This window comes from Streptomyces sp. NPDC092952 (assembly GCF_044754785.1).
Taxonomy (GTDB): domain Bacteria; phylum Actinomycetota; class Actinomycetes; order Streptomycetales; family Streptomycetaceae; genus Streptomyces.
This window is the reverse complement of record NZ_JBIVPT010000008.1, coordinates 137,028-149,120: the sequence shown is the minus strand read 5'-3', so window position 1 is coordinate 149,120 and position 12,093 is coordinate 137,028. Positions and strand designations below refer to the sequence as shown.

Annotated in this window: 15 protein-coding genes; 13 read left to right on the top strand and 2 right to left on the bottom strand. The window is 70.8% G+C overall.

Annotated elements, in window-relative coordinates; all coding sequences use genetic code 11:
* Nucleotides 1-67: 67 nt before the first annotated feature.
* The 3 genes from ACIQGQ_RS21025 to ACIQGQ_RS21015 all read left to right on the top strand — a co-directional run bounded on the left by ACIQGQ_RS21025 (nt 68) and on the right by ACIQGQ_RS21015 (nt 5,218).
* Nucleotides 68-1,636, top strand: coding sequence for a PucR family transcriptional regulator (locus ACIQGQ_RS21025; protein ID WP_402398074.1), 1,569 nt, complete (start codon nt 68-70; stop codon nt 1,634-1,636).
* 140 nt (nt 1,637-1,776) lie between these two features.
* Entirely contained in the window at nt 1,777-3,222 is a 1,446-nt protein-coding gene (locus ACIQGQ_RS21020) for an aldehyde dehydrogenase family protein (RefSeq protein WP_402398072.1), read from the top strand.
* Between the two features lie 217 nt (nt 3,223-3,439).
* Entirely contained in the window at nt 3,440-5,218 is a 1,779-nt protein-coding gene (locus ACIQGQ_RS21015) for a tyrosine-type recombinase/integrase (RefSeq protein WP_402398070.1), read from the top strand.
* 32 nt (nt 5,219-5,250) lie between these two features.
* Here ACIQGQ_RS21015 and ACIQGQ_RS21010 read toward each other — a convergent pair whose 3' ends face one another.
* Entirely contained in the window at nt 5,251-5,790 is a 540-nt protein-coding gene (locus ACIQGQ_RS21010; RefSeq protein ID WP_402398068.1) for a hypothetical protein, read from the bottom strand.
* Nucleotides 5,791-5,792: 2 nt separating this feature from the next.
* The gene (locus tag ACIQGQ_RS21005) at nt 5,793-6,248 is read right to left on the bottom strand and encodes a multiprotein-bridging factor 1 family protein (protein WP_402398066.1); all 456 of its coding nucleotides are present in this window, start codon (nt 6,246-6,248) and stop codon (nt 5,793-5,795) included.
* 239 nt (nt 6,249-6,487) lie between these two features.
* Here ACIQGQ_RS21005 and ACIQGQ_RS21000 point away from each other — a divergent pair, with 239 nt between their 5' ends.
* The 10 genes from ACIQGQ_RS21000 to ACIQGQ_RS20955 all read left to right on the top strand — a co-directional run bounded on the left by ACIQGQ_RS21000 (nt 6,488) and on the right by ACIQGQ_RS20955 (nt 12,071).
* Nucleotides 6,488-6,709, top strand: coding sequence for a helix-turn-helix domain-containing protein (locus ACIQGQ_RS21000; protein ID WP_402398064.1), 222 nt, complete (start codon nt 6,488-6,490; stop codon nt 6,707-6,709).
* Nucleotides 6,706-6,972: a hypothetical protein gene (locus ACIQGQ_RS20995; RefSeq protein ID WP_402398062.1), complete on the top strand. Its 267-nt coding sequence runs from the start codon at nt 6,706-6,708 to the stop codon at nt 6,970-6,972. The genes ACIQGQ_RS21000 and ACIQGQ_RS20995 overlap by 4 nt, the downstream gene beginning before the upstream one ends.
* 134 nt (nt 6,973-7,106) lie before the next feature.
* On the top strand, nt 7,107-7,286 hold the full coding sequence (locus ACIQGQ_RS20990; protein ID WP_402398060.1) for a hypothetical protein: 180 nt from the start codon (nt 7,107-7,109) through the stop codon (nt 7,284-7,286).
* A gap of 175 nt (nt 7,287-7,461) precedes the next feature.
* Nucleotides 7,462-8,316: a hypothetical protein gene (locus tag ACIQGQ_RS20985; RefSeq protein WP_402398058.1), complete on the top strand. Its 855-nt coding sequence runs from the start codon at nt 7,462-7,464 to the stop codon at nt 8,314-8,316.
* Nucleotides 8,309-8,548 carry a hypothetical protein gene (locus ACIQGQ_RS20980; RefSeq protein WP_402398056.1) on the top strand — a complete coding sequence of 80 codons (240 nt, stop codon included), beginning with the start codon at nt 8,309-8,311 and terminating at the stop codon, nt 8,546-8,548. The genes ACIQGQ_RS20985 and ACIQGQ_RS20980 overlap by 8 nt, the downstream gene beginning before the upstream one ends.
* A 5-nt stretch (nt 8,549-8,553) precedes the next feature.
* Nucleotides 8,554-9,603, top strand: a complete 1,050-nt coding sequence (locus ACIQGQ_RS20975; RefSeq protein ID WP_402398054.1) for a YqaJ viral recombinase family protein — start codon at nt 8,554-8,556, stop codon at nt 9,601-9,603.
* A 2-nt stretch (nt 9,604-9,605) separates the two neighbouring features.
* Nucleotides 9,606-10,607, top strand: coding sequence for a recombinase RecT (locus tag ACIQGQ_RS20970; protein ID WP_402398052.1), 1,002 nt, complete (start codon nt 9,606-9,608; stop codon nt 10,605-10,607).
* A complete protein-coding gene (locus ACIQGQ_RS20965) occupies nt 10,604-10,846 on the top strand; it encodes a hypothetical protein (RefSeq protein WP_402398050.1) in 243 nt (80 codons plus the stop codon). Before ACIQGQ_RS20970 ends, ACIQGQ_RS20965 begins: the two co-directional genes overlap by 4 nt.
* A 197-nt stretch (nt 10,847-11,043) precedes the next feature.
* Nucleotides 11,044-11,538 carry a hypothetical protein gene (locus ACIQGQ_RS20960; RefSeq protein ID WP_402398048.1) on the top strand — a complete coding sequence of 165 codons (495 nt, stop codon included), beginning with the start codon at nt 11,044-11,046 and terminating at the stop codon, nt 11,536-11,538.
* A gap of 74 nt (nt 11,539-11,612) precedes the next feature.
* Complete coding sequence (locus ACIQGQ_RS20955) at nt 11,613-12,071, top strand: RusA family crossover junction endodeoxyribonuclease (RefSeq protein WP_402398046.1); 459 nt, start codon at nt 11,613-11,615, stop codon at nt 12,069-12,071.
* Nucleotides 12,072-12,093: the final 22 nt, after the last annotated feature.

Here is a 12,093-nt window from a genome sequence, read left to right as displayed (position 1 = left end):
GGCAGAATTGGGGGTAGCCGTTCATACGGGACGGCGAAAACCGACACCACGAGGTCCCGCGGTCGCCATGCCCCTCACTCTCGCCTCGCTCGTCCAGCGCCCCGCGCTCAAACTGATCGTGCGCGCCGGGGCGGACCGGCTCGACGCGCCCGTGCGCTGGGCGCACGCCAGCGAGCTGACCGACCCGGTGCCGTACATGGAGGGCGGCGAGTTCCTGCTCGTCACCGCCACCAACCTGGACGCCGAGAACCCCGAGGCGATGGGGCGGTACGTGCGGCGGCTGGCCGCCGCCGGCGTCACCGGGCTGGGCTTCGCCGTCGGCGTCAACTACGACGAGGTGCCGCGGGCGCTGATCGACGCGGCCGAGGAGGCCGGGCTGCCGCTCCTCGAAGTGCCGCGCCGCACCCCCTTCATCGCGATCGCCAAGGCGGTCTCCTCGGCCATCGCGGAGGACCAGTACCGGGCCGTGACGGCGGGCTTCGAGGTCCAGCGCGAGCTGACCCGGGCGGCGGTCTCCGGCGAAGGCCCCGGCGAGCTGCTCACCCGGCTCGCCGCCCACCTCGACGGCTGGGCCGCGCTGTACGACGCGGCGGGCCAGGTCGTCGCCTCCGCCCCCGAGTGGGCCGCCCGCCGCGCCGCCCGCCTCACCCCCGACGTGGAGCGGCTGCGGGACCGCGCGGCCCCCGCCAGCATGGTCGTCGGCAGCGCCGAGGACCGGGTCGAGCTCCAGTCCCTGGGCACCGGTCGCCAGGTCCGCGGCGCACTGGCCGTCGGTACCGGCGCGGCCCTCGGCACCGCCGGGCGGTACGCCGTGCACTCCGCCGTCGCCCTGCTCACCCTGACCACCGCCCGCTCCCGGTCCCTCCAGGGCGCCGAACAGCGCCTCGGCGCGGCGGTGCTGCGGATGCTGCTGGCCGGTCAGCCCGACCATGCCCGCGCCGTCGCCGGGGACCTGTACGGCGGGTTGCTCGACGCCCCGTTCCGGCTGCTCATCGCGGAGGGCGCCGAGCCGTCCGGGCCCGCGGCGCTCGCCGAGGCGATGGAGACGGCGGCCCTGCGGACCGGCGAGACCCTGCTCTCCGTCCCCGAGGGCAACCGGCTCGTCGTCCTCGCCGCGGACGGCGGCGCCGCGGTCACCGCCTGCGCCGCGTACACCGGCGCCCAGGAGGCCCGGACCTCCGGCGAGGGCATGAAGCCGGAGGAGGGCGCCGTCGTCGTGGGCCTCTCCGCCCCGGCGGGCCCGATCGCCGTCTCCGCCGCGTACAAACAGGCCGAGCAGGCCCTCTCGGTGGCCCGCCGCCGGGGCAGGGCCCTGGTCGAGCACGAGGAACTGGCGGCCGGCTCGGTGCTGCCGCTGCTCGCGGACGACGCGGTGCGGGCCTTCGCCGACGGAATGCTCCGCTCCCTGCACGAGCACGACGCCAAGGGGCGCGGCGACCTCGTGGCCTCGCTGCGCGCCTGGCTCGCCCACCACGGCCAGTGGGACGCCGCCGCCGCCGACCTGGGCGTGCACCGGCACACCCTGCGCTACCGGATGCGCCGCGTGGAAGAGATCCTGGGCCGCTCGCTGGACGACGCGGACGTCCGGATGGAGCTCTGGCTGGCCCTGAAGGCGACCAGCACCCCCGCGCCGTAGTCCGCGCCCGTACCCGCCGCGTCCGACAAACCGTAGCGTCCCCGGAGCGCACTGCTCCACCCCGGACAAACGCCGAAACGGCCGCGCGGCCCTACGGTGGGATCAAGACACCCCCACCGCTCCGAAGGGCCGGAACCTCCATGACTTCCACCCACGCCTTCTGGCTGGCCGGCCGCCAGGCCACCGGCGAGGACAGCTTCGACGTCACCAACTCCTGGGACGGCCGTCTCGTCGGCACCGTCAGCGTGCCGACCGACGCCCAGATCGAGGAGGCCGTCGCGGCCGCGCACGCCGTGCGCGAGGAGTTCGCCGCGACCCCGGCGCACGTCCGGGCCGCCGCACTCGACCACGTCGTACGGCGTCTGGTGGAGCGCACCGAGGAGATCGCCCAGCTGATCTCCGCCGAGAACGGCAAGCCCATCAAGTGGGCCCGGGGCGAGGTCGGCCGCGCCGTCTCCGTCTTCCGGTTCGCCGCCGAGGAGGCCCGCCGCTTCAACGGGGGCGACGCCCAGCGCCTGGACACCGACGCCGGCGGCACCGGCCGCCTCGGCCTGACCCGGCGCTTCCCGCGGGGCACGGTCCTCGGCATCGCGCCGTTCAACTTCCCGCTGAACCTGAGCGCCCACAAGGTCGCCCCGGCCATCGCCGTCGGCGCCCCGATCATCCTGAAGCCGGCCCCGGCCACCCCGATCTCCTCGCTGGTCCTGGGCGAGATCCTCGCGGAGACCGACCTGCCGGCCGGCTCCTGGTCCGTGCTCACGGTCCCCAACGACCGGATGCCCGCCCTGGTCCAGGACGAGCGGCTGCCCGTGATCTCCTTCACCGGCTCCGGCCCGGTCGGCTACTCGATCATGGAGTCGGTGCCGCGCAAGCACTGCACCCTGGAGCTGGGCGGCAACGCCGCCGCGGTCGTCCTCGGCGACTACGCCTCCGAGGAGGACCTGGACTGGGCCGCGACCCGGATCGCGACCTTCTCGAACTACCAGGGCGGCCAGTCCTGCATCTCCGTGCAGCGGGTCATCGCGGACGCCGCGGTCTACGACCGGCTGCTCCCGAAGATCGTCGCCGCCGTCGAGGCCCAGGTCACCGGCGACCCGTCGGACCCGGCCACCGAGGTCGGCCCGCTGGTCAGCGAGGACGCCGCCAAGCGCGTCGAGTCCTGGGTGGACGAGGCCGTGCAGGCCGGTGCCAAGCTGCTCGCCGGCGGCAAGCGCGACGGTGCCACCTACGCGCCGACCGTGCTCACCGAGCTCCCGGACGGCGTCACCCTCGCCGTCGAGGAGGTCTTCGGACCGGTCCTGTCGGTCCAGAAGGTGGACGGCGAGGCCGAGGCGTTCGAGGCCGTCAACTCCTCCAAGTACGGCCTCCAGGCCGGTGTGTTCACCCACGACCTGCAGACCGCCTTCCGCGCCCACCGGGCCCTGGAGGTCGGCGGCGTGATCATCGGTGACGTCCCGTCCTACCGCGCCGACCAGATGGCGTACGGCGGCGCCAAGCAGTCCGGCGTCGGCCGCGAGGGCGTCCGCTACGCGATGGACGACTACACCTACGAGCGCGTGCTGGTCCTCACCGGCCTCGCCCTGTAGCCACGAACCGGACCGGCCCGGCCGGCCCGCCCATGTCGCCTGTGTTTCCGCCTGGACAGCACGAGAGCAGGTGACACGGGACGGCCCGAACCCACTGTGCGGGGGTTCGGGCCGTCTCGCTGTATACGTACGTTGAACTGCGAGGATGGCCCGTTTCTCGCGAGTTCGCGCGAAGCGACGGGAACACGCTGGGAACGCATCGCGCTACGCTCCGCTCATGGCGAGCGTAGTTCCGCGAAAGAACAAGGCCGGCGAGATCACGAGCTACCAGGTGAAGTGGCGCCTGGGAGGAGGAGCGAAAGCCGACTGGCAGACCGAGCGCTTCGACGACGAGGACGCAGCGACCGTCTTCAAGGACGCGGTGGACGACAACGGGCAGCAGTGGCCGCCCGGGTGGGTGAAAGGGCGCGGGTACATCGACCCAGCGGCCGTCGACGAGACCCGCTACCGCTTCGACCGGTGGGCCCGGGCGTCCCTCGAGAACCGCACCGCGAGCGAAAACTACAAGGACCAGCGGCTGCGGGCCGTGGAGATGTACCTCAACCCCACCTTCGGTAACTGCGACATCCGATCCACAGAGCATTTCAGCAAGGCCACCGTTGGCGCGTGGGTCAACCAGATGCTGAAGACGAAGGTGAAGCGCGGGGCGAAGGTCAAGCTGATGGCACCGGAGACGCTGCGGGGGCTGCACGGGTTGCTGTCCTCGATCTTGCAAGAGGCGGTTGTCACTGAGCCGCCGCTTCGGGACCGGAACCCGTGCGACCTCACTCGGCTCCCGAGCAACGATGATCACGGTACCGGCGACGACGAGGCGACCGATGAGATGGAGTTCATGACCCCGCAGGAGGTCGCGGGTCTCGTGTCGTGCTTCTCGAGGGCGCGCGATCGAGTGATGGTGCGTACGGCCTACGGGTCGGGGCTTCGCTGGGGGGAGATCACCGCACTCGCGGCGCGCCATGTCCGTAGCCCTCGCCCCGGACAGTACGAGATCCGCGTGACGCGGGCGTGGAAGCGGGTGTCTGGCAAGCCGTGGTTCCTCGGGCCGCCGAAGTCGAAGGCGGGGCGGCGGACGGTGGAGATCACCCCCGGGCTGTGGCGCGAGCTTGAAGAGGTCGGCCTCGGAGATCTGGGGCTCGACGACCTCGTCTTTCAGGGACGCAAGGACGAGCGGATTCGCTACGGAACCTTTTACGAACGGTGGCTTGCGGCCGTATCTCAAGCGAAGGCCCTCGGGCTGCTGCCTGAATGGAAATATCCGACATTCCACGACCTTCGGCACTCGCATGTCGCCGCGCTGCTATCGGACGGCCACAGCCTGACCTACGTGCAGCGGCGGCTCGGGCACGAGAGCATCAAGACGACGTCGGACCGGTACGGGCACCTGCTGGAAACGGCACACGTAGCGGCTCTTGCCACGATCGACCGCGTCATGGGTGTGACGTCGTCCGCTGGCGGCGCAGGAGCGGACGACGCGCCTGGGCGCTGCATGCGGCGGCGTGTTCACGTTGCGGTCCTGGGCGAGTTTCACGTGCCCTTCTGGAGCCAGGACGACGCCGAAGAGACTGCCGAGCGCTGGGCCCGAGAACGCGGCGGCTCGGTGCACGTCGAGAAGGTGGCGGTGGACGACTGGATCGCATCCGCCCGAGCGGCTGGCGTGGACGGGGGAGCGAAGGCCGTCCGAGAGGACGCGCCGGGGCGCGCCTGGGTCTGGGAAATGGGGCCGGTCGAGTATGCCGCGGACGGGTCCGAGGTCCTGGCGACCTCGGACGCCGCAGACCTGAGGGGGGCGTGGCGGTGGGACTTCGAGGGCGTGTTCACGGAGGAGCCGTCACAGCAGGTCGTGGACCAGAGCGGTGGTATCGGTGCACGTACTGCGGCTCGGGCGTGGGGGCGAGATGAGGACGCGGTCCGGGCCGCGTTCGCGCAGGCCCGTGTGGAGGCGCTGAGAGTGGCCGGCCTGAAGGCTTCTGTTCCCGGGGGCGCGGCCACGACGTAGGTGCCTGTTGGGGCGGCCCGGCCTCGTGGGGGCTACTCGTGGTCCCCGCGGGCTGCTGCCCCGGGAAAGCGGGCCCGTTGGCGGGCGCCAGCAGAGGGTGCTTCGGTGGGCTGGGCGAAGCGGTCGAACCCGGCCTGGAGGGTCTCCCGAATGAGCGCATTGTGCTCGTCGGTGAGTTCCTTCAGCTCGTTTCGCGTGGCGGCGTGCTCTCGACGCTCGGCGGTCAGCGCGGTGAGCGTTTCGTCGAGGCGTCTCTCGACGCCGAGAATTCGCATCTGGGTGACCTCTTTCTCTCGCGCGACCACGCGAGAGGCCGCGTCCAGGGCGCGGCGCTCAGCGGCCAGGACCTCAAGGTCGCGGCGGACGCTGCTGCTGTGCTCGATGAGCCAGCCGCGGATCAGGAGCGCCGTTCCGATGAGGGCTCCGATGGTGAGAGCGGTGGTGCCGCCGACCGCGAGGATCCAGTCGCGGGTGCGGAGTCCAGAGATGCCCACGTAGCCGCCGTACACCGTCACTCCGACGACGGCTGTACGGAAGGCGAGCTTCCCTGCGATACGACACCAGTCCGGCACTGCTACCCCCTAGATACGGCGTCGACCCCCCCGGCGCCCATCTCGGCCTGGAGGAGGATGGCCTGCTCGATTTGACCCAGGAGGACTTTTCGGACGATTGGGTTGGTAATACCCCACGCATCCGCCGCGGCCTCCGGCGTGAGCGAAGCTGACGCTACATGGCGGTCTGGTGATTTATTCAAATGTTCACCCGAAATGACGCCCCCACGTACAAGCATCTCCAGGACGGGGACACCGACGGCCTTGGCGAGATGTTCCATCTGTGAGGGGAGCGGCAGCGTCTTGCCGTCGAGCGTGCGGCCGATGGCGGAGACGCTTATTCCGGTGGCTTCCGCGAGCTGCTTGCGACCGCCAGCGCGGGGCCGGATGTCGTAGCCGGCCTTCATGGCGGCCTGCGTGATGAAGCTCGCGAAGGTCGCGGCGGCATCCCTTGCGGAATCTCTTGCGGAGTTCTCCATGGGCCTGACCATAGCGTGCACGCGTGCACGCCGAAAGTGCGTGCATGCGTGCATTTACGCAGGTCAGGCGCCATCTGTCGCATAAGGGCAGGCAGTTGCGCTAATGCGCGGTCGTGCGCCCCCTGGAAGTCACACAAGCGGAAGTCATCGTTCGAAGTCGTTGCGCGCATGCGTGCAAGTCGCTACCTTGCATGCATGCGTGCAAGTCGGCACGCATGCGACCTGGAAAGAGGGGTCCAGTGGTACTTCTGCGTACCGACCTTCTGATGAAGAGCGCGGCCGAGGCTGGGCACGCGCTGGTCAGTCAGATCGCTGAGACCGCCGGAGTCTCGGAGAGCACGATGCGTCGGCTGGTCAAGGGGGAGACGACTCCGTCCACGACCACGCTGATTGCGCTGCGGCGGATGTACGGGGTGAGTCTCGACGACCTCGTGTGTGAGTCCGAGCCCGAGACCGCATGAGCCTCCAGAATTATTCGTTGGAGGAGGCGGCGAGCGTGCTGCGCTGCTACCCGCGCTATCTGCAGGACAACCTGTCGCGCCTGCCGCACCAGAAGATCGGCGGCGCGGTGGTTTTCGACGAGTCCGAGCTGCTGGCGATCAAGGACATCCATCGCCGCCGTCCCCAGTCGACGGACGAGGGCGACGCGTCCGGTACGGGCACTCGGCCCCCGGTGGCGCTCGCCGCGATCAAGCCATCCCGAGGGCGCAGGCGCACTGCCTGAACGGTGGCGTTCGGACCATGCCGGGTCCGAACGGCCCACCTCGGCCCCTACCACCTTGCGAATGAATCGAGGGACCTGAACGTGCATCCTAACTGCCGGACGCCCGGCGCCATCGTGGCCACGGAGCGTGGCTGATGAGTGACCTGATCATCGCTGCGATTGTCGTGTGCACCATCCTGCTGCCCGCGTCGATCGTGACGCACCGCAGTGCGACGGCACCCCCGGAGGAGCCGCACGACTCGACCGGCTGCCGCCACTGTGCGCGCCTGTTCTCGGCGTGCGTCCCGGTCCGGCGTCGCGGGGGTGAGCTGTGATGCCCCGGTCGCCCCACAACCCGCGGACCTGCACCTTGTGCGCCCCGCTGCGTCATCCCTCCAACTATCCGACGCGCCGCGCGCTCTCGGCGCTCCCTCGCCAAGCGGTCCCGGTTGGTGCAGGCCACGAGAACGGCGGTACCCGCTGATGGCCACGATCGGCCCCCGAACCCGTGTGAGCCACCGAGCGGTCGCCGAGGCCGCCCGCGCCGAGCGAGGCGTCTGGATGCTGGCTGGCATCTACCCGTCGCGCATGGGCGGCACCAGCGCCGCCCGTCGTATCCCGCTCGCGCAGAAGATGCCGTCGTACGAACCGGCCGGGGCGTACGAGGCGTACACCGCCCCCGCCCGGGACGACGGCTGGGCCGTCTGGATCCGCTACGTGGCCGGTGCGCCGAAGCCGGAACCGCGGCCCGCGACGATGACCTACCGCGTGTGCGACCGGGGTTCGGGTCGCGGATACGTCGGCGTCCACGTCGTGACCGTCGTCGTCGCGGCCGAGTGTCCGGTGTGCGGCGGCCCGCGCGGTATGGCCGTACCGCACCGGTTCCACGAAGACGGCGACTGGTACGTGGTCGACCAGTGGAAGAACCGGTGCGGCCACATCGACATGTACGACGACGTTCTCACCGAGTACCGGCGGCGCCAGGCTCAGATCGACGAGGCGGTACGGAAGGCGTCGGCGCACACCGTCGGCATCGGCCCGGCCGACGCCGGCGAGTACACGGATGCGGTGGCCCTCCTTCACGCTGCCGCCTCGGAGATCCGTGGCCTGCACGCGAAGCAGGCGGCCCAGATCCTCGACACGCGCGGCCACGGCGAGGCGGCTCGCCGGGTCATGGAGGAGATGAGGGACCGGTCGGGCCACATGTCCGCCCGTCAGGCCGCGCTGTTCCTCGCCGAGCTGGCCGCCGCCCGTGCCGCGTGCACCGACTGCGATCACGGCCGGGTCAACTACCGGTCCGGCGACGGCGAGTTCGTGAGCCTGCGATGCCGCGTGTGCCGGAGGGAGACGGTCCCCAGTGCCTGACCTCTACCTCAACCGGCAGCCCGTCGGCGAGATCGCGTGGATGCGGGTCGCGTCCAGCGGCGAGCCCGAGCGGTTCCGGGCCTGCATGGCCCGGACGCTGACCGCCCTCGACCAGGGCGAGGACATCGCCACCGCGGCGTGGACCGCCGCCGATCCGGTCCGGCTCGCCGCCGAGATCGAAGCAATGGCCGGCCTCCGCCGCCTCAGCATCTTCCAGAAGGACGAGAAGTGACCACGATGACCACCCTGGTTGACGCACCGACCGCGCGCCTGCTGCTCCCCGCCGACGCGAGCCGGGAGGAGTGGGAGACCGTGCGCCGGTCCGGGATCGGCGGCTCCGACGTCGCCGGAATCCTCGGCCTGGCTGGGAAGTACAACTCACCTCGCCGCGTGTACGAGGAGAAGCACGGGCGCTCGACCTTCGTGGACACCGAGCCCGCCGAAATCGGCCGGGAGATCGAGGACTTCATCGCGATGATGTTCTCGAAGCGGTCCGGCCTGGATGTGGCAGTGCCGCCGGGGACGCTCCAGAACATCGAGCGCCCGTGGATGAGGGCGAACGTCGACCGATACGTGATCGGCAGCGACGGATGCCCTGTGGTACCCCTGGAGTGCAAGAACAGGAGCGAGTACCAGCTCGACGACTGGGAGGACGGCGTCCCGGACGCCCCCGCGATCCAGTGCTACTGGTACATGGCTGTCGGCGGCTGGAGCCACGGCTACGTGGCCGCCCTCGTCGGCGGCAACAAGCTCCGCTGGCACCGGCTGGAGCGCGACGAGGAGATCATCGGCGAGCTGGTCGAGCACTGCGAGCAGTGGTACGAGCGGCACATCGTTGAAGGCTTCCCGCCCCCGGCCGACGGCCTGGAAGACACCATGAACCTCCTCGCCCGGCTGTGGGAGGTCGAGCCCGAGGCGGTCGCCGAGGTCGACGCCGAGACGGCGAAGAAGCTGCTCGATGACCACACCCGGCTCACGGACAGGGTGAAGGCCGCGCAGGACGAGGTCCGCAAGGTCGAGAACGAGATGCGCCTGATCGCGGACAAGAACGAGATCGTCAAAGACTCCAACGGCGGGGTCGTCTGGACGAACAAGCAGAACTCGACGTTCGCGCCCAAGCGGTTCCGCGAGGAGCGGCCGGACCTGGCCGCACGGTTCACGCACAAGGTCGACGCCCTCGACATGGACCGGCTCAAGACCGAGGAGCCCGAGGTCTACCGCGCCTTTCGGGCCCGGCAGCTCCGCCCGACCAAGCCGACCAAGCCGAAGGCCAAGAAGGGCGCCTGATCATGACGACCACCACCCTCAAGGACCGTATCCGTGCCGCCCGTTCGGGCGGCACGGCCCCGGCCGAGCAGCACGACCAGGCGCTGGATGCCCCGGCCGAGCTGACCGACGTCAAGGGGCACGAGCAGGTCGAGCCGTCCATGAACAAGACCGTCATGGCGTGGCTGATGCGGTACGAGGCGGAGTTCGACGAGGCGCTTCCGGCGCACATCGACCGCACTGCGTTCTTCGCGGCTGTGCGGGCAGTGTTGCCCCGGCTTGCCCGGTGTACGCCGGCGAGCACCCTCCAAGCGCTGCTGACCTGCGCCCGGTTCGGGCTCATCCCCGACGACAAGCACGCCGTGATCAAGCGCGAGGGCGTACTGGCCGTGTTCGTGCCGATGGCGCAGGGGTTCATCGACCTGATGTACCGCTCGGGTGCGGTCGACTCCGTGCACGTCGGTGAAATCCGCGAGCACGACGAGTACAGCTACGTTCCGGCCGCCCCGGCCCCCGACGACTTCGTGCACAAGCCGGACCTGCGGAAGACGAAGGCGCAGCGAGGCGAGGTGATCCTTTGCTACGCCTTCGCATGGTTGAAGGGCGGTTCCCGCTCCCAGGTCATCCTCCTCAGCCGCGAGGACGCCGAGGGGATCCGCGACGAGTACAGCCAGGCATACCGAGACGCGGAGGCCGCCGGGACCGGCGACTCGTTCTGGCACACCGATTTCCTAGCCATGTGGCGCAAGAGCGGTGTCCGCCGCTTGGCGAAGGTTGTCCCGATGTCCGCCGAAATGGCCGCGCTCGTGAAGACCGACGACGCCGGTGAGGCCGGTCAGGTGCAGGTGGTCCACGCGCCGGACCCGGAGGACGCGCGGCTCCTCGATGAGGCCACTGCGGCGCACGAGGTGGCCGAGGCGTCGCAGGACCCGGCGGAGACCGGTGTCCGGCCGCTGCCCCGGAAGCGGGTCCAGCCGAAGCGGCGGCCCCGCTCGGCGCGCAACGGGAAGCGCGCCCGTCGGTGACCGACTTGGTTCTCGGCGGTCTGGCCGTGCTCGGTACGGCCGGGCCGCTGGCCCTGGCGGCGGGGGTTCTTTCGCGCTGCCAGGGCGCCCCGACGGCCGGATTCCGAAGCGGCCCGCTGCGCGCCTGGTGTTCGGCCGAGGGCTGCGAGATGCCCCACGCCCTCGACGTCGGCGGGCGCCGCTGCCTCTCCTGCAAGACCACCTCCACCACCCCCGAGACCCTGTCGGAGGAGCCATGATTGAGACGTTCGGGCCGGAGTACGTCCGCCCAGTACAAATGCCCTGCTCGCGCTGCGGTTGCTGCTCGGCCGCCCTGTGCGAGCGGGGTCGGTCCAGTCAGCTGCGGTGCGCGGGCCACACCTCGGCGGAGCTTCGCGAAGCTGTGTACGGCTGCCCGTGCTCGGCTGCGACGACGCGGCACACGGCGGCGTGGCGGATGGCGCAGGTGCGGGTCACCCGGCTCGCGCGGGAGCTGCCGCTGGTGCCCGACGCGACGCTGCTGCTACGCACCCTCGCGGCCGGTCACGAGGGGGCGGAGGCCCCGAGCGAGCTGGTGGCCCAGCTCAAGATCCGCGGCCTGGTCCAGATCCTCGACCTGCGGCCGGCCATCACCGAGCTGGGCCACACGTACCTGGCCGCGACCGACGACGTCCGTACGGACACGAACGTATGCGTGATCGACGTCGACCGCAGGGCGCGGACCGTGCAGGTCGAAGTGCCCGCGTGGCGCGACGGCGAGCTTGCGACCGTGCTGCTGGACCAGGTGGTCGGCGACTCGGGACTGGACGCCGTGATGCTGTCGGGCCGGTGGCTGGTAGCTGAGGCGAACCTCTCGGCGCTGGATCACGACCGGCTGGTGCTGACCGGGTTCCGGAGCGCGGCGCCGCTGCCCGCCGGCGGGGTGGCAGTGGACGGCGGTGAAGCCCGGTGAGCGCAACGGGGGCACCTGTAGAGGGTCCTGAGCCGCTGCGGGCATCGAGTCTGCTGCCCGCCGGTGGCCCGGAGTTGGACCAGGAGAGGGCCCGGCTCCTTGCCTCGGTGCTGGCGCCGGGCGTCTCGGAGTACGTGGTCCTCCTCATGGAGGGGGACCCGGCGAGCAAGGCCCGGCCCCGGTTCGGGGGCGGGCGGACGTACAAGACGGCTGCCGACACCGCGGCGGAGACGGCGACGGGGTGGGCGTTGCGGCGGTCGTTCCGGCAGCCGTGGACCGGGAACGTCGGCTTGGGCTGCGTGTTCTTCCGGCCGAACCGGCAGCGGATCGATACGGACAACCTGGTCAAACACGTGTGTGACGCCGGGAACGGCATCGCGTGGGTGGACGACGCCCAGATCACCGCCGAGTTCGGGGTGGTCGAGCTGGACGTCGAGCACCCGCGGACGTTGATTGTTGTCACTCGGCACGTCTCCTCGCTGGACCGGTCCGATCTGGTGGGCACGATGCCCCGGCCCCGCAGGACGAGGTGAGGGCGTGGCATCGAGCGGGATC

Excerpts from the sequence above, each read along its gene's own strand:
- ACIQGQ_RS21025 (WP_402398074.1), top strand. The coding sequence starts at position 68 with ATGCCCCTCACTCTCGCCTCGCTCGTCCAGCGCCCCGCGCTCAAACTG.
- ACIQGQ_RS21020 (WP_402398072.1), top strand. The coding sequence starts at position 1,777 with ATGACTTCCACCCACGCCTTCTGGCTGGCCGGCCGCCAGGCCACCGGC.
- ACIQGQ_RS21015 (WP_402398070.1), top strand. The coding sequence starts at position 3,440 with ATGGCGAGCGTAGTTCCGCGAAAGAACAAGGCCGGCGAGATCACGAGC.
- ACIQGQ_RS21005 (WP_402398066.1), bottom strand. The coding sequence starts at position 6,248 with ATGGAGAACTCCGCAAGAGATTCCGCAAGGGATGCCGCCGCGACCTTC.
- ACIQGQ_RS20995 (WP_402398062.1), top strand. The coding sequence starts at position 6,706 with ATGAGCCTCCAGAATTATTCGTTGGAGGAGGCGGCGAGCGTGCTGCGC.
- ACIQGQ_RS20990 (WP_402398060.1), top strand. The coding sequence starts at position 7,107 with ATGAGTGACCTGATCATCGCTGCGATTGTCGTGTGCACCATCCTGCTG.
- ACIQGQ_RS20975 (WP_402398054.1), top strand. The coding sequence starts at position 8,554 with ATGACCACCCTGGTTGACGCACCGACCGCGCGCCTGCTGCTCCCCGCC.
- ACIQGQ_RS20970 (WP_402398052.1), top strand. The coding sequence starts at position 9,606 with ATGACGACCACCACCCTCAAGGACCGTATCCGTGCCGCCCGTTCGGGC.
- ACIQGQ_RS20960 (WP_402398048.1), top strand. The coding sequence starts at position 11,044 with ATGGCGCAGGTGCGGGTCACCCGGCTCGCGCGGGAGCTGCCGCTGGTG.